The 14724-nt window shown below is 60.7% G+C and carries 14 protein-coding genes, 3 pseudogenes and 1 riboswitch; of the genes and pseudogenes, 8 read left to right on the top strand and 9 right to left on the bottom strand.

The window, feature by feature from the left end:
- Positions 1 to 35: 35 nt before the first annotated feature.
- On the bottom strand, positions 36 to 551 hold the full coding sequence (locus OMK73_RS02320; RefSeq protein ID WP_267600520.1) for a hypothetical protein: 516 nt from the start codon (positions 549 to 551) through the stop codon (positions 36 to 38).
- Between the two features lie 455 nt (positions 552 to 1006).
- Here OMK73_RS02320 and OMK73_RS02315 point away from each other — a divergent pair, with 455 nt between their 5' ends.
- From OMK73_RS02315 to OMK73_RS02305, 3 genes are read left to right on the top strand one after another with little or no spacing between them, the layout of a single operon-like run.
- A complete protein-coding gene (locus OMK73_RS02315; protein ID WP_267600519.1) occupies positions 1007 to 1249 on the top strand; it encodes a hypothetical protein in 243 nt (80 codons plus the stop codon).
- 8 nt (positions 1250 to 1257) lie between these two features.
- Entirely contained in the window at positions 1258 to 2154 is an 897-nt protein-coding gene (gene gmtX, locus OMK73_RS02310) for a gamma-mobile-trio protein GmtX (RefSeq protein ID WP_267600518.1), read from the top strand.
- 27 nt (positions 2155 to 2181) lie between these two features.
- Complete coding sequence (locus OMK73_RS02305; RefSeq protein ID WP_267600517.1) at positions 2182 to 2394, top strand: hypothetical protein; 213 nt, start codon at positions 2182 to 2184, stop codon at positions 2392 to 2394.
- A gap of 388 nt (positions 2395 to 2782) precedes the next feature.
- Here OMK73_RS02305 and OMK73_RS02300 read toward each other — a convergent pair.
- The 3 genes and pseudogenes from OMK73_RS02300 to OMK73_RS02290 all read right to left on the bottom strand — a co-directional run.
- Positions 2783 to 3416 (bottom strand): annotated as a pseudogene (locus OMK73_RS02300) (alpha/beta hydrolase); the annotation flags it as partial.
- Positions 3417 to 3734: 318 nt separating this feature from the next.
- Positions 3735 to 4604: pseudogene (locus OMK73_RS02295) on the bottom strand (alpha/beta fold hydrolase); the annotation flags it as partial.
- A gap of 17 nt (positions 4605 to 4621) precedes the next feature.
- Positions 4622 to 5677, bottom strand: coding sequence for a sugar phosphate isomerase/epimerase family protein (locus OMK73_RS02290; RefSeq protein ID WP_267600516.1), 1056 nt, complete (start codon positions 5675 to 5677; stop codon positions 4622 to 4624).
- 123 nt (positions 5678 to 5800) lie between these two features.
- On the opposite strand from OMK73_RS02290, the gene OMK73_RS02285 reads away from it, so the two are divergent.
- The 3 genes from OMK73_RS02285 to OMK73_RS02275 all read left to right on the top strand — a co-directional run bounded on the left by OMK73_RS02285 (position 5801) and on the right by OMK73_RS02275 (position 8332).
- A complete protein-coding gene (locus OMK73_RS02285; protein ID WP_267600723.1) occupies positions 5801 to 6421 on the top strand; it encodes a TetR/AcrR family transcriptional regulator in 621 nt (206 codons plus the stop codon).
- Positions 6422 to 6655: 234 nt separating this feature from the next.
- On the top strand, positions 6656 to 7138 hold the full coding sequence (locus OMK73_RS02280) for a hypothetical protein (RefSeq protein ID WP_267600515.1): 483 nt from the start codon (positions 6656 to 6658) through the stop codon (positions 7136 to 7138).
- 153 nt (positions 7139 to 7291) lie between these two features.
- The gene (locus tag OMK73_RS02275; RefSeq protein ID WP_267600514.1) at positions 7292 to 8332 is read left to right on the top strand and encodes an IS481 family transposase; all 1041 of its coding nucleotides are present in this window, start codon (positions 7292 to 7294) and stop codon (positions 8330 to 8332) included.
- A gap of 23 nt (positions 8333 to 8355) precedes the next feature.
- Here OMK73_RS02275 and OMK73_RS02270 read toward each other — a convergent pair whose 3' ends face one another.
- From OMK73_RS02270 to OMK73_RS02255, 4 genes and pseudogenes are all read right to left on the bottom strand, one after another.
- On the bottom strand, positions 8356 to 8796 hold the full coding sequence (locus tag OMK73_RS02270) for a GNAT family N-acetyltransferase (protein ID WP_267600513.1): 441 nt from the start codon (positions 8794 to 8796) through the stop codon (positions 8356 to 8358).
- Positions 8797 to 9007: 211 nt separating this feature from the next.
- Complete coding sequence (locus OMK73_RS02265) at positions 9008 to 9985, bottom strand: IS5 family transposase (RefSeq protein ID WP_267600512.1); 978 nt, start codon at positions 9983 to 9985, stop codon at positions 9008 to 9010.
- Between the two features lie 276 nt (positions 9986 to 10261).
- Complete coding sequence (locus tag OMK73_RS02260) at positions 10262 to 10687, bottom strand: cupin domain-containing protein (protein ID WP_267600510.1); 426 nt, start codon at positions 10685 to 10687, stop codon at positions 10262 to 10264.
- A gap of 77 nt (positions 10688 to 10764) precedes the next feature.
- Positions 10765 to 11508 (bottom strand): annotated as a pseudogene (locus OMK73_RS02255) (AraC family transcriptional regulator); the annotation flags it as partial.
- Between the two features lie 288 nt (positions 11509 to 11796).
- Between OMK73_RS02255 and OMK73_RS02250 the strand changes: the two are divergent.
- Together OMK73_RS02250 and OMK73_RS02245 are read left to right on the top strand one after the other, a co-directional pair.
- Entirely contained in the window at positions 11797 to 11994 is a 198-nt protein-coding gene (locus tag OMK73_RS02250; protein ID WP_267600509.1) for a hypothetical protein, read from the top strand.
- Between the two features lie 144 nt (positions 11995 to 12138).
- Positions 12139 to 13104, top strand: coding sequence for a threo-3-hydroxy-L-aspartate ammonia-lyase (locus tag OMK73_RS02245; RefSeq protein ID WP_420715434.1), 966 nt, complete (start codon positions 12139 to 12141; stop codon positions 13102 to 13104).
- 856 nt (positions 13105 to 13960) lie between these two features.
- Here the strand turns inward: OMK73_RS02245 and OMK73_RS02240 are convergent.
- Positions 13961 to 14593 carry a LysE family translocator gene (locus OMK73_RS02240; RefSeq protein WP_267600508.1) on the bottom strand — a complete coding sequence of 211 codons (633 nt, stop codon included), beginning with the start codon at positions 14591 to 14593 and terminating at the stop codon, positions 13961 to 13963.
- A 20-nt stretch (positions 14594 to 14613) separates the two neighbouring features.
- Positions 14614 to 14697: riboswitch (ZMP/ZTP riboswitch) on the bottom strand.
- Between the last annotated feature and the right edge of the window lie 27 nt (positions 14698 to 14724).

Raw genomic sequence — 14724 nt, 5'->3', positions numbered from 1 at the left:
AGCCTCGACGTAACAAGGTAACGATACAAGCAGCTTCAGGGGGCGTCGACCGGCGGCCGAGCCCCTAGCAACACCACGGAATACAAGCTGGCGTGCAAGCGCCCCGGAGCGGCCGATAGCCGATGCACCTGATGGATATGGGCGAAGCAAAACAGAGAAAGGCGGAGATTGATGCGATCAAGCGAGCGTCGGTTGAATGGGGCGCGGGACTTACGCCGAGCGAGCGCTTCGTCGCCGACGTTGTCGAGCGTTTTCACCAGCGTTTGGTAGTCGAGCGCGGATTTGTAGGTGGTTGCTAGGGGCCAATCATGGCCTCCCACGCGTGGATCGAATACAACGGGAAAAAGACGGCCCTTTCCTTGTCGCGTACCGAGCATGGGGAGCATCAGGCGACCGGAGCATTCATCGTGCTCTACCACGTTGTGCGCAGAGGCGAGGCGACGTACACCTATAATCTGGAGCGCACTGCCGATGCGCTGGAAGCCTAGCGCGAATTTGCCCAGACCGACGAAGAGACCGGGCGAATTGTGGCGCACAAAGGTGCCGAACATGCGCTCATGCTGTCGCGGGCAAATGACGACGTGTTGATTCAGCGTTACCTCGCGTCGGCACCTTGGCATCTGAACTACGATGCGCTGGCCGCGTTCGCGAGATGAACGTAGCCCGTATGATCGAGAAAGACATCGGAAAAGCACCAGGCGCGCGAGCGCCCCGCACCGGTTATTCCCCCCAACTATCCATACATAGTTAGGGCTAGATAAGCGACATCTGCCCCCCAACACCCCTGAAGAGGGGTGTCTTTTTGTTCGGGAGTTTGCAAAGCTATTCCCTAAGTACACATACCATGTAGAAAGCACCGTTGTACATCACAGCACTGATTGTTTCGAGTAGCTTGGCTTTCTTTGAAAGCCGAGTAGCCGGTGAGGGTCCGGGGGAGGGACAGATGAGGCGTCGGGCTGTTGATAACTTGACTCTGGAGCGCTGGCGGACGCTAGATGCACTTGGGGTGCTGGAGAAGCTGGGGGGCTATGCGAAAGCCGATAGTACCTACGAGCCAGTCTGTGCGCACGATACGAAGCGCTACCACGTCAGCATAGGGGGACACGACTTTGAGTTGCTTCTTCGGGGTCCCAAGTTCTACGACACCCGGCTTGCCCGTGGCGGTGGTGGCGCGGTGGATTTGGCCATGCATCTGCACAACTTAGACTTCAAGGGCGCCACTGCGCTGCTGCGCAGCCTGGGGGTTTAGGTCGCAGCATGTTCGTGACCGTCAAGGCCCGCGTCTACACCGACGCCACGGGCGTCTACACGGAGCTCCCGGCACTGATAACGTCAGCCGGCGTTCTGGAGCCGTTGCTCGACTACTGCCTCCATCGCAGCCACGACCGGAGCCTGACGTGGATGTCGAAGGTGGCCCGCTCTGTGCGGATGTTCCTCGAATACGCGCAAACCAACCCGGCCGAGCGCGATAGCTTCCGCCTGTTCCAGAACTTCGCCCGGCGGCTCTACACCGGGACCTTCGACCGGGAGACTGGGCTCGACCCCAGCGGCTTGTGTTGGGCGCCACGCTCGCCGCATGATGCGGCCCACATCATCACCCATCTTTCCGACTTCTTCGATTGGCTGGGTGAGATGCGGCCGGAGGCGGCCAAAATAAATCCGCGTTATGCGGGTGGCGCCTTCGACCGACAGACCGACGAGGCTGCCTACCAGTACCGGCGCAGCAGGGCCTTCCTCGGACACACCTGGGCGGCGAACGCATTCCCCGGCGAAATCGGACACCGTGTGCGAGGTCGACGCCAGCCCAAGGTCCAACAGAGTGAACCACCGGCCTTCCCGGAGGAGCGTTTCGAGGAACTGCTGACCAAGGGATTCTGCGTCGCCGGGCGCCATAACTACCGCGGCATGCTCATCACCTTGCTGCTGCACGGCGCGGGCTTCCGCGAATCGGAGCCTTTCCACCTCTACATCCCCGACGTGTTGGCTGCGCAACTCACGCCATCGGAGCGCGAAGCCTTACAGAAAGCGGTGTCGGCTGACTTCCTCGAAGAGCGCGGCTTGCGCGAAGGCAGTCACGGCGAAATTGTCAACGCGCGCGGCCGGACGGTGTTTGAGGTGGGGTTCGCGCGGGCGATTCGAAAAGTGCTCGCGTAGGCAAAGCAACTATGAAAGGAGGACAACATGAGTGTGGCTTATTACCTTGCTTGCCTTGAATCCGGGGAGTATGTCTGGGTAGGGGCACTAGGTCCGAACCGCCAAGCTATGCCGGAAGGGCAAGCCGGCGCGATATCGCGATTTGCGCTGGCCCATCGTGGCAAGCCGCTGGTTGTGGTGAGTGATACCCATCCGATGCTTGATGATGGAGGGGAGTGGGAGGCATCGCCCGAGGCGTAACATTTAGAAAGTTGGACTTGGTCGGACAGACGATGTCAGATCGTCGGTCTCAGTTCGGCCAGGAACTGCCGTTCGCGAGGCGACGTCGAGCGCCTTAGTTACCCGAAGGTACCGCCAAACAAACATAAGCGGCTCGAGATGGCTGCTAACGAACGTCACCACTACGTCCCCCAGTTCTACCAGAACGCACGGTGTACGCATGACGGACAGTCGCAGGGGGAGCGCCACTACCGATTCCAATGGAACGCAACCGCTTTCTTGTAGAGCGCGCCCACCCTCGTTCCACGGGATGTTTAGACGGGCTCTACTCACTCGATAGCATGCCGGCCTGCCGCCAGGCCCGTCCGGATGAGTTCCGCGCGTTGCGCGCCTGAGTGGTATCCGACGGTTACGCCCGTAGCGCCGCCTTCATCATCGCGCCGACGTGATCGAAGAGGCATTCCGCAGTAGGCGCCACGCCGAGCAGGTGGATGCAGGCATGCACCATGCCCGGCAAGCGCTTCTGTTGCACGGCGACGCCCGCGTCGGCGAGACGGCGGGCATAAGCCTCGCCTTCGTCGCGCAGTGGGTCGTACTCGCAGACCAGAATGGTGGCGGGCGCCAGACCACCGAGTCGTCCTGCCTGAAGCGGCGACGCATATGGCGAGCCGTTATCCGCCGGCGCGGGCAGGTAGGCCGACCAGCAGAGTTCCATCACATCCCGCGTCAGGTAGTAGCCCTCGGCAAACTCGCTGTAGGAGTCCGTGTCCATCGCGCGGTCCAAAGCGGGATACAGCAGCAGCTGATGCGCGATGGCAGGACCGTTGCGATCGCGCGCCAACAGGGTTGCAGCGGCTGCCAGGTTGCCGCCGGCGCTGTCGCCGCCCACCGCAATCCGCTTCGGATCGATACCGAGTTCCGCAGCCTGGTCGAATGCCCACACCACCGCGCGATACACGTCCTCCAGCGGCACAGGAAACTTGTGCTCGGGCGCGAGCCACCGACAGCACCACACAGCCGGTGGCGTTGGCCAAGGCACGGCAAGGGTTGTCGTAAAGCGCCATCGAGCAGAGGACCCAGCCTCCGCCGTGAGCGAACACGATGGCGGGCAGCGGCGCGTCAGCTTGCCGCGATGCCGTCGGCCAGTAACCGCGAATCCTGATCTTGTGGCCGTCATCAGCTGTCATGCTGAAATTCTTGATCGCCGCCACTTCCTGCAAGGGGCCGTGCAGCGCAGGCAAGTCGCGTTCGGTGGCGTGGCGCATTTGCTCCAGCGACGTCTCACCGCCGCTTGCTGGTAACGCAGCCAGGAAGCGAGCGATATCCACATCAACGGGCATGCGCATGCCCTCCTGCTCCGCTTCCAGGAACGGCAGCAGTTCAGCCATGAATGCCTCCGGTGCCTCCTCCATGATGAAGTGGCCGCAGTCCGGCACTACCACGCCGCGCAGGTCGATGGCGTTGTCGCGTAGCGTCACCAGCGGCGCGTCGTTGGTCGCGTGCTCCGCGCCGATGGCCAGCACCGGCATCGCCAGCTTGCCCTTTGCGCGTTCGCGGTTCTGTCGCACCGTTTCCGGAATCGCGCGGTAGTAGGCGAAACCGCCGCGCAGACCGCCCGGCGCCGAATAGGCCGCGATGTAGGTGTCCACGGCCACACGGTCGCGGCGATGGGACCACTGGTCGAACATGAAATTCAGGTAGGCGGCCTCGCGCCCGGCTATCAGCGTCTCGGGCAAATCGGCTACCTGGTTGAACATGAAGTGCCACAGGAACTTGTTTTCAGCAGACGGTGCGAAGATGCTCGGCGCTGGCGCAAGTCCAGGGATCACGGCCTCCGTAAGCGCCAGCCGCGTGATTGCGTCGGGATGGTCGCTTGCCAGCGCGTAGGCCACCCACATACCCACATCGTGGCCGACCACCTGATAGCGATCATGGCCTAATGCCGCCATCACGCGGTGCAATGTGTGGGCAGTGGTGCCGGTGTCGTAGCCCGTCAGCGGCCGGTCGGAAATCCCCGTGCCCGGCGGGTCGACCGCGACGGCAAGGAAGCCGCGTCGCGCGAGCGCCGCCATCACATGACGCCAGGCGAACCAGGTTTGCGGCCAGCCGGGAATCAGCAGCACCGGCTGACCGCTGCCTGCGGCGACACAGTGCACGCGGTGGCCGTCAATGCGTACATAGGTGTGGGTGTATTGGAAGTCGTCTTGCATGGATGCCTTCGGTGGGTGCATTGGATGCGTTGTTAATGTCAGGCAATGCCGAGCATGCTGTCGATCTGCGCCTTGTCGACCATGGCGCCAGCAAAATCGTCGAAGATGCGCGAGGTCACGCGGATGATATGGCGGTTGATGAAATCCACGCCTTCGCGCGCGCCGTCTTCCTGGTTCTTCAGGCAGCACTCCCACTCCAGCGTGGCCCAGCCCTGGTAGTCGTATTGCGACAGCTTGGAGAAGATCGACTTGAAGTCGACCTGGCCATCGCCCAGCGAGCGGAAGCGTCCGGCACGCTCGGTCCACGACGTATATCCGCCATAGATGCCCTGCCGCCCGCTCGGGTTGAACTCGGCATCCTTGACGTGGAACATACGGATGCGGTCGCGGTACAAGTCGATGTAGTCCAGGTAGTTCAGCTGTTGCAGCACGAAGTGGCTGGGGTCGAACAGGATGTGGCAGCGCGGATGGTCGCTAACCAGACCGAGGAAGCGCTCGAAGGTGGCGCCGTCGTGCAGGTCTTCGCTAGGGTGGATCTCGTAGCAGAGGTTGACGCCTTCCGCATCGCAGGCATTCAGCACCGGCAACCAGCGTTTGGCGAGCTCTTCGAAGGCGGCTTCGATCAAGCCTTCCGGGCGCTGCGGGAACGGGAACAAGTACGGCCACGCGAACGAGCCGGAGAAGGTGCCCATCTCAGTCAGGCCGAGCCGGCGCGATGCCTTAGCGGCTAGTTGGAGACGCGTCAGCGCCCACACGGAGCGCGCCTGCGGATTGCCGCGCAGCGCGGGCGGCGCGAAGTTGTCGCACATCGAATCGTAGGCGGGATGCACCGCCACTAGCTGCCCGAAGATATGCGTGGTCAGTTCGCTGATGACCAGGCCGTGCTCGGCCAGCGTGCTTTTGACTTCGTCGCAGTATGTCTGGCTTTCCGCTGCCGTCTTCACGTCGAACAGGCGCTCGTCCCACGCTGGAATCTGCAACGCCTTGAAGCCGATGTCGGCGGCCCATTTGGCGATGGCGGGCAGCGTGTCGAACGGCGCTTGCGCGTCGCTGAACTGGGCGAGGTGGAGGCTTGGGCCTTTGATAGTTTGCATTTATTTAACCATCTATTATTTGTCGATCAGCAAAGAATAGATGGGGAAGACGAGGAAGTCAACCGTGTTCGGCGCCGCGACGGTAAAATGCACGTCGCAACAGCATTTACTCACGAGCAGAACATGGCCGGACGCCCCAGAGAATTTGATCGAGACCAAGCCCTGAATGCGGCCATGACCGTGTTCTGGAAGCGCGGCTATGAAGGCGCGTCGATGTCGACGCTGGTCGAGGCGTTGGGCCTGGCCTCGGCGCGCATCTACGCGGCGTTCGGTAGCAAGGAAGCGTTGTTCCGAGAAGCGGTGGCGCTATACGAAGCAGGCGAAGGCGGTTTCGCGGATCGCGCCATGCAGGAAGAAGAGTCGGCCAGACAGGCCATTGCCCGCTTGCTCAACGACGCGGCGCGGACCTACACCAAACGCGGTCGTCCGCATGGCTGTCTGGTGGTGTCCGCGGCCAGCAGCTGCGCACTCGAGAACGAACCGGTGGCCGACTGGCTGGCGGAACACCGCCGCCAGCGCACGCAATCCATCATTGACCGGCTGCATGCGGCGGTGGAAAGCGGTGAACTGCGGCAGGACACCGACATCGCCGCGCTTGGCGATCTCTACGGCGCGCTGCTGCACGGCATCTCCGTACAGGCCCGCGACGGCGTCAGCCGCGCCCGCTTGCAGGCGATGATCGGGCCCGCGATGCTGGCTCTGGATGCTGCCGCAGTCCCTGGCCAAGCCGTCTCCGAAGGTTGATCGGTAAGAATAGCGCGACCATGCGAATCTTCAGCTTGAAGCGCATGCGTGGACTGGCAAGCCAACAGTTTGTTTTCGATGGCCGCATGCGGCCACTTTGAGACATTCGACGTCGCCACCTGAATCGTCGACAATCACAGCCACCCGGTGTCAAGAATGGTTGCCCGTGCAGAACCTTTCGACCGAGCGGAGACCGGCAGGCCGGGATAACAATACCAAAACATGGGAATGACTGTGAAAACGACATTCGAACGAAGGTCAGCACTTGCGGTAAGCGCCGCTGCAGCGTGGTCGCGTGTGACGACGCCGCAAGGAATCAACGACGAACTGTTTCCGTGGTTACACATGACGGTCCCTGCCGCACTGCGAGGCAGGTCGATCGATCAACTCCCACTTGGGCGCTGTCTGGGCCGAAGCTGGCTCCTTGTCTTGGGCGTGCTCCCGATAGATTTCGACGACATCACGCTCGCTGAAGTGGGCCCCGGATTTCGATTCAAGGAGACGTCGCGAATGCTCGGCATTCGGACCTGGATTCACGAACGGAACATCCGCGACATTAGCGGCGGTTGTGAAGTGCACGATAAACTAACTTTTGAATTGCGTTCGCCGACGCGATGGCTGCCAGGGTGGCCACGCGTGATTGGAGGCGTGCTCAAGTTTCTTTTCCGTCATCGCCATGAGCGGTTGTCCAGGTGGGCCACCGCGCATGCTCGCTAAAACACTTCATCGCAAGATCGGCGGGCCAGGAGCGGACCGTCAGCAATGGCTGCAAATTTTTGACAATCCACAGGCTGAAGACGTGGGCGAATCGCGCTGACCGTGGTCGGCTTACCTTAAGGTGTGTGATTCACACACATCGTTTCAACTAAAATGAAGCGATGGACCGTGAGATTGCGACTCGATTGCGGTGGGTGGCGATGTATCACGAGACCGGCAACGCCGGTCTCGTGTGTGCGGTGTGGCATCTCGAGACCGACACTTCGCAAATGGTTACGACGCTACCGGGATGCTGGAGAAGAAGACCTTCGCTCTCAAAGTCGCCGCCCTCTCAACAGTCCAAACCGCAAGGTCTCCCAATCTGATCGGGCGACGATTCTCCGGCTACGCGCCGAGCACAAGGGCGCACGGCGCATCCAGAACGAGTTGCGGCTCCACGGACAAAGAGAACTGTCCCTCGCGACCATTCACAAGGTGCTATGGGAAGCGTCTGTGAAGCCGTTAGTGCGTTCAAGGAGGCCGGCACACCCCAAACGCTATAGCCGCCCGGTTGCTGGCGATCGGGTCCAGATGGACACGATGAAGATCGCGCGAGGCGTCTATCAGTACACGGCCATCGACGACTGCTCGCGCCTCCGCGTACTGGCTGTCTATCCGCGCAGAAATGCCTGTAATGCGTTGCTTTTTCTTCATCGCGTCATCGAGGAGATGCCGCTTCCAATCCAGCGTATCCAGACTGATAGGGGCGGCGAGTTCTTCGCCGAATCAGTGCAGCGGCGTCTGATGAGCGAGTGCATCAAATTTCGACCGATTCCGCCACGCTCGCCACACCTCAATGGCAAGGTCGAGCGCTCACAGCTGACTGACCTAAATGAGTTCTGGTCTCACCATGCTCCGGCCGAGGATGAGATTGACCGGCACATCGAGGAGTGGCAGTTCGACTACAACTGGCGCCGCCCGCACGGCTCACTCGGCGGCAAGACACCCGTCGACCGCATCGCAGAAGTGAGCGGAATCACGCCTCTCGCGGAGCAGGTCGAAAGTGCCTACGGCAAGCGGAAAGAGCGAATCCGGCACCGCGAATGGCGAGTCGACAAGATCCTTGCCGAACATCATCGGCGCGTGCTTGAGCTCGCGTCTTCTACCGGAGCCACGAGCTCAAGCACGCCAAGAAAACAGTCTTCAAGAAAGTGAAACGATGTCTGTGAATCGCACACTTAAGGCGGCGTCAGAACCTTCTTCATTGATGGTGCGGGGTGTAGCACATAGTTCTCTCGCTCGTAGAACGGAACGGCGTCCGGCCGCGCGTCAAGAAATATCGCGGTCATACCACGAGCACGGGCGTCGGCTTCGGCATATTCCATCAAGGATCGGCCAACACCGCTCGCTCGGCGCGTCGCTTCGACCACGAGGTCATCGATATGAAGGTGTGCCCCGCGCGCCAAGGTGTGGACGGGTCTCATGCCCATCACTCCGATAATCTGCCCATCATGGAATGCTGCCACAAGCTCATAGCCCGAATACGATTGCAGGCGGGTCCGCTCCAAGAATTCGGGTTCTTCAAGGGACCGAAGTTGAGCGATGACAGGGTATGCGTGCATCCATTCCGGCGGCGACAGCCTTCTAATTTCCAACCTTCTGCAGCGATGTTCAGTCATGGCTTAAGTCGATCCTCACTCGAAAAATCCAGATTGTTGCACGGGACCGCGTAGTAAGGTTTCTCGATGGGTTAGGGCTACGCTGAAGAAGCCGCCGTTTTCGTCGACGGCCTGTTGCTGAATTTCGGAATGCGAGATCAGCGACGCGATTGGTTCGATTTTCTTGCCCCGAAGGGCCTTGTAAGCGGGTCTCCCGACCCACTTTGGCCGCTCATGGACGCACCTGTGCCATGAGCCGCTCGCGGCTCATGTAGATGTTGCTCAACGCCAGTGCTGTGAAGGCGCGCGTGGCGTTCTTCGCCAGGCCGCGATAGCGCACCTTGACGAAACCCCATAGCCGCTTGACCACCGCAAAGACGTGCTCGACCCGCGCACGTATCTTCGACTTGTTGCGGTTCTTCGAGCGTCTGGCGTCATCGACTTCACCACTGCGCCTGCGCACACGCTGGTTGGTAAAGTCCTTCGCGTGCGGTGCCTTGCTGGCAATGAGTTCCTTCTGGCTCGCATAGGCGCTGTCGCCGTACACACGCCGCTCGGCGCCGTGCAGCAGAGCCGGCAGCGGATGCTTGTCATGCACGTTCGCAGCCGTCACTACCGCGCTGTGTGCCAGTCCCGTCTGGCTATCCACGCCGATGTGCAGCTTCATGCCGAAGTACCACTGCTGGCCTTTCCTCGTCTGATGCATTTCGGGGTCTCGCGCCTTGTCCGCATTCTTCGTGGAACTGGGCGCCCCGATGATGGTGGCATCCACGATCGTGCCGGTGCCAACCTTCAGCCCCCGCCCTTGCAGTACTTCGCCGACCTTGGCGAACAACTGCTCGCCGAGCTTGTTGCGCTCCAGCAGCCGGCGAAACTTCAACAGCGTCGTGCCATCGGGAACGCGCTCGCGCCCCAGGTCAATCCCAACGAATCGCCGCAATGCGGTGCTGTCCAGCAGCGCCTCCTCGCACGCTTCATCCGCCAGGTTGAACCAGTGCTGCACAAAGTGCATGCGCAGCATGCGCTCCAGACCAACTGGCGGGCGACCGCCTTGACCCTTCGGATAGTGCGGCTCGACAACCTCGCACAACTGCGTCCACGGCACGATCTGCTCCATCGTCTCAAGGAACACATCACGTTTGGTTGGCCGACGGTACTGTTCGAATCCGGCGCCTTGATCGGCCGCCATCGCAAGGGTCTGTTGTTTCATCCGCATTTAACGATTCACCGCCCAACGGCGTTGACCTTTTTCAGCGTAGCCTTAGGCATTCGAAGGACCGCTTCCGAGAATAACGATTGGCAGCTTCGGGTCGCATTGTGCCTTTTGCATAACTCGCGCCGTTAGCTTGCCTGCGGAGTCAACTTGTGAGGCAGAGCGCGGCCACGAACGGACATTGAACTGGCGCGTCCAAATCGACGACAATCGCGCCTCCGTAGACGTACCCGTCCGCTCTGACAACTCATCTGTCATGCCCCAGTGGCCAGCTTAAAGCCACTGGTCGTTCTCCACAGTACGCTCGCCTGTCGCGCCGTCGCCCGTGTTCACCACACCTCGCGGTTCGATCAGCAGCAGCTTGACTTCTGCGTTTGCACAGGGCTTGTGCTCGACGCCCTTCGGCACCACTGCCATCTGTCCGGCACGCAGTACGATTGAACCGTCGCCCGAAGGTCCCGCCCTAAAATCGATACGCAACTCACCTTCGAGGACAATGAACGTTTCGTCGGTATCAGCATGCCGGTGCCACTGAAACTCTCCTTCGACCTTCACGACCTTGAACTGATAATCGTTCATTTCAGCGACGACGCGCGGTTGCCAGTGACCGTTAATCTGCGCGATCTTGCCGATCAGATTGATGGTCTGGCACTGGCCGCTGGCGACCGGCACGGTGGGGTAGTTCGAGGATTGGGACATTGTTCTCTCCGTTCAAAGGTTGATGCTTTGAGGATACGCATGCTCCTAGCGGCCGTATTGAACGATCGTGGGTGTTTTCAGCCGCGCTGAAGGCCACCCGCGACTTGGAGCCAGCGCCCCGGCGTCAGTCCAAATGTCTTCGAGAAGTGTCGCGTCATGTGACTCTGATCGGCAAAACCCGCAGCCGCAGCAGCGTGTGCGAGCGCGGTGCCAGCGAGCAGCATATGGCGCACCGCATCGAGGCGCCGCATCGTCAGATAACGGTATGGGCTTGTGCCGTAGAAAGTGCGGAAGTCGTGCGACAGGCTCCAGCGATCGCGGCCTGTCGCCGCTTCGAGTTCGTCGAGCGTGACGACGCGCGCGCAGTTCACATGCAGATAGTCGCGTGCGCGCCGAGCTGCGAGGAAGTTTCCTTTCGAGCGTCGCAGGGGCGTACCGGCAACGGCGGCAAGCGCGTGCGCCAGTTCAGCAAGCGCATCGCTCTGTTCGAGCGGCTCGAGCGTGTAGCCGACGTGCTGTAGCAACGTCGCGGTTGCCGTCGCAAGGCGCGGATCGGTCGTCACGCCTCCTTCGAGGAACGGTAGCGCTCGTCCGCCGAGCACATCCTGAAAGAGGGCCGGTTCTACATAGATCATCCGGTATTGGAACCCTTCCTCGGTGCCCGCCTGGCCATCGTGAGCCTCGTCGGGATGTAGTACGAGCGTGTTGCCGGGCAGGCTGTTTCGCTGGCTGCGCCGATAGCTGAAACTCTGGACGCCGGCGAGCGTGCGACCAATCGCATAGGTGTCATGGCGGTGCATGGCATACGCGCTGCCGTGAAACTGTCGAGATTCATTGAGCCTTGAACTTTGTTCACTCAATGTTGAACCGCCTGCTTAGGCCATGCTTAGGCCGGCAGGCACGATTCACCCAACTTCTCTGGATATTCGCTTAGCGTTGAACGCCCTGCGCACAAGGCCATTTCGTATGGCCTACCCGCTAAAGGTCCCCGCCCCGGACAGTCGGAGACCGATTCTTCTCGATTTTTCAAGAGTCGAACGGCCGAGAAGGCACCTTGAAGCGGCCGTTCACCGGCAATGATGGGCGCTGCATTTGCCCGGTGGCGCGACGTGAAGGCGCTGGTTGCATACGCGCGCGGGGCGGCCGCGGCCTTTGGTCAGGACCGGGGATGTTCCACGTCCCTTGGTTATGAGTTTACAAATTATCCAGATATAGATAATATGAACAGATTGATCGCACCTCTGAGTGCCTGCAAGCAGCAAGAGCTGCTCGAGCAGGAACAAGAAAGCGGCCCGCGATTTGATTGAGGCTTTCGCACCAGTTGCAATCTGACCGACATGGCGCCGCAGGCCATGACGATGGCACGCCTACCCAGCGGCGTGCTATCGATGCTCAGGGGCCCCAGAATCCATCGGCACTGACAGCGCCTTCAATCCAACAAGACTTTAACGATGATGCTGAATCTTCCAACCTTCGATGACGTGGTAGCGGCCGCGCGCCGGATTGAAGGCTTTGCCCACCGCACTCCCGTGATGCGCTCCCAGACCGCCGACAAGGAACTGGGCGCCGCGTTTTTCTTCAAGTGCGAGAACCTGCAGCGCACTGGTGCCTTCAAGTTTCGTGGTGCATTCAATGCGCTGGCGCGCTTCGATGCCGCGCAGCGCCGCCGGGGCGCTCTCGCCTTCTCCGGCGGCAACCACGCGCAGGGCATCGCACTGTCGGCGGCATTGCTGGGGATACCGTCGACGATCCTCATGCCGCACGACGCGCCGGCTGCCAAGGTGGCGGCGACCAAGGGCTACGGGGGCAAGGTGGTGCTCTATGATCGGTACACCGACGACCGCGAGGCAATCGGCCAAAAGCTGGCGGAGGAACAGGGCCTGACGCTGATCGGGTCCTATGACCAGCCGGACGTGATTGCCGGCCAGGGAACCGCCGCCAAGGAATTGTTCGAGGAAACGGGCGAGCTCGATGCCCTGTTCGTCTGCCTGGGCGGCGGCGGCCTACTCTCCGGCTCCGCATTGTCCGCACGCGCACTGGCGCCACGGTGCAAGATCTACGGCGTAGAGCCAGCCACCGGCAACGATGGCCAGCAATCGTTCCGCTCCGGCGCGATCGTGCATATCGATACGCCGAAGACCATCGCCGACGGCGCGCAGGCGCAGCACCTAGGCCGTCACACGTTCGAGATCATTCGCCGTGATGTCGACGATATCCTTACCGCCAGCGACGAGGAGCTGGTCGATGGCATGCGTTTCTTTGCGTCACGCATGAAGCTGGTCGTGGAGCCAACCGGCTGCCTAGGCCTCGCCGCCGCACGCGGCATGAAGGCCGAACTGATGGGCAAGCGCGTGGGCATCATCGTTAGCGGCGGGAACGTGGACATTGACCGTTTCGCGGCGTTTCTTGCGGGCTGAGTTGCGTGATTCGCGCGTGTGCAACCGGTGTGCACGGCACTTGGGGTACTTGGAAAGCGGGGCGGGATTTCCCGCGATTGAAGTGACTATCTCGCAGCGCGAGATGGTTCAAGGTTCAGTGAGACAGGTCGAGAATATTCAAAGATAGGTGAGTCACAAGTTCAAAGCTGAATGAGCGGAATCGCTCCTCGCCGTGGTCGGAGAAGGGAAACCGGTTCAACGTTTAGTGACGCGCCACAGAAACCACGCTTCGATGCGCTCGACGCCTTCTATCGGCTCGGCATGCCTTACCCAGTCGGGGTACAAAGCCGGTGTTTGTCGGTTCATGATGTATGGCCCTGAATGGCCTGACGTGTCGCGGTGCGGCATGGGCGCTCAGGCGCGGCGGGTGCTCAGCCGCTACCCAAATTGTCGCACGGGACGGCCCGTGCGCGACGACGCGCTGCGGGCGCCGGACCAGCTTGAAACGCGACCGTTCGCCTGGTGCGTATTTGCGGCGGCAGCTTCGGGGAAGTTTCAATGGTCGTTCAGTCGAGAAAGGCTGCCGGATCGGACGGCTATAACCGGCCAGTTTGAGACATTCGCGGCTAAGGCCTGGATTGCTGACAATTGCCGGGTGCAGGCGCCGTGTTCACCCCAGCATTGCCGAATCGACGAACGTGGCACCTTCCTTGACCATCCAGCGCTCTCAAAGCTCGTCGAGCTTGATAGCATCGGCAAATGCGCGCAGCGCGCCCCGAACAGGATGCGCGTTTGTCGCAATCGTGCCGCGGGGCGAGCAGGGTTGAGGCGCAGTGTTCCTTTCGGAACCCAATGAAATGTTTTTCACCTTCGCCGACGTATTGACAAGGTGTCGCTATTTCTTGGATTCGTATGCCATCCGCACCGCCAGACCTGTCAGAACGCTTCCCATCAGCCAGCGCTGCACTAATAGCCACTGCGGGCGTCCTGACAGGAAGGTAGATATCGATCCGGCCGTCACGACGATAAGTGCATTCACAGCGAGGCTGATCGAAATCTGAACGCTGCCGAGCGCCAGCGATTGGGTAAGAACACTGCCGTGTCCTGCCGTAATAAATTGGGGAAGCAGAGACAGATACATGACGGCGATTTTTGGATTCGCCAGGTTAGTGATAAACCCCATGCTAAAGAGCTTCCTTGGGGTATCGACCGGTAGGTCGCGCACTGCAAACGCGGACCGTCCGCCCGGTTTGACCGCTTGCCAGGCAAGATATAGAAGGTACAAAGCGCCGCCAAAGCGAAGCGTGTCGTATGCGTAAGGTACCGCAAATACGAAAGCCGTAATTCCGAATGCCGCACAGAGCATATAAAACACAAAGCCCAGAGCAACGCCTCCCAACGAAATGAGGCCTGCGCGTCTACCTTGGCAAATTGAGCGGGAAATTAGATAAATCATGTTCGGCCCCGGCGTTAAAACCATTCCCAACGCCACAAGAGCGAACATGAGCAAATGTGCGAAATCAGGCATAACCCATCTCCAAGGATAGTAGGTAATGCCCAGGCGCGCGGCGGCTAGCAACCTCACGCTCCCCGATAGTGCTCTATCTGTATGCGCCAGTCACGTGAGTGCAGAGACTATAGCATAGGAGAAAATACTTC

It is taken from the genome of Cupriavidus sp. D39 (genome assembly GCF_026627925.1).
In the GTDB taxonomy this organism is placed as follows: domain Bacteria; phylum Pseudomonadota; class Gammaproteobacteria; order Burkholderiales; family Burkholderiaceae; genus Cupriavidus; species Cupriavidus ulmosensis.
Note: the sequence above shows the minus strand (reverse complement) of the source record. Positions and strands in the feature narration are given on the sequence as shown.

Excerpts from the sequence above, each read along its gene's own strand:
- OMK73_RS02265 (WP_267600512.1), bottom strand. The coding sequence starts at position 9,985 with ATGAAACAACAGACCCTTGCGATGGCGGCCGATCAAGGCGCCGGATTC.
- OMK73_RS02320 (WP_267600520.1), bottom strand. The coding sequence starts at position 551 with ATGTTCGGCACCTTTGTGCGCCACAATTCGCCCGGTCTCTTCGTCGGT.
- OMK73_RS02275 (WP_267600514.1), top strand. The coding sequence starts at position 7,292 with ATGAAGCGATGGACCGTGAGATTGCGACTCGATTGCGGTGGGTGGCGA.
- OMK73_RS02290 (WP_267600516.1), bottom strand. The coding sequence starts at position 5,677 with ATGCAAACTATCAAAGGCCCAAGCCTCCACCTCGCCCAGTTCAGCGAC.
- OMK73_RS02305 (WP_267600517.1), top strand. The coding sequence starts at position 2,182 with ATGAGTGTGGCTTATTACCTTGCTTGCCTTGAATCCGGGGAGTATGTC.
- gmtX (WP_267600518.1), top strand. The coding sequence starts at position 1,258 with ATGTTCGTGACCGTCAAGGCCCGCGTCTACACCGACGCCACGGGCGTC.
- OMK73_RS02285 (WP_267600723.1), top strand. The coding sequence starts at position 5,801 with ATGGCCGGACGCCCCAGAGAATTTGATCGAGACCAAGCCCTGAATGCG.
- OMK73_RS02260 (WP_267600510.1), bottom strand. The coding sequence starts at position 10,687 with ATGTCCCAATCCTCGAACTACCCCACCGTGCCGGTCGCCAGCGGCCAG.
- OMK73_RS02240 (WP_267600508.1), bottom strand. The coding sequence starts at position 14,593 with ATGCCTGATTTCGCACATTTGCTCATGTTCGCTCTTGTGGCGTTGGGA.
- OMK73_RS02270 (WP_267600513.1), bottom strand. The coding sequence starts at position 8,796 with ATGACTGAACATCGCTGCAGAAGGTTGGAAATTAGAAGGCTGTCGCCG.
- OMK73_RS02245 (WP_420715434.1), top strand. The coding sequence starts at position 12,139 with ATGATGCTGAATCTTCCAACCTTCGATGACGTGGTAGCGGCCGCGCGC.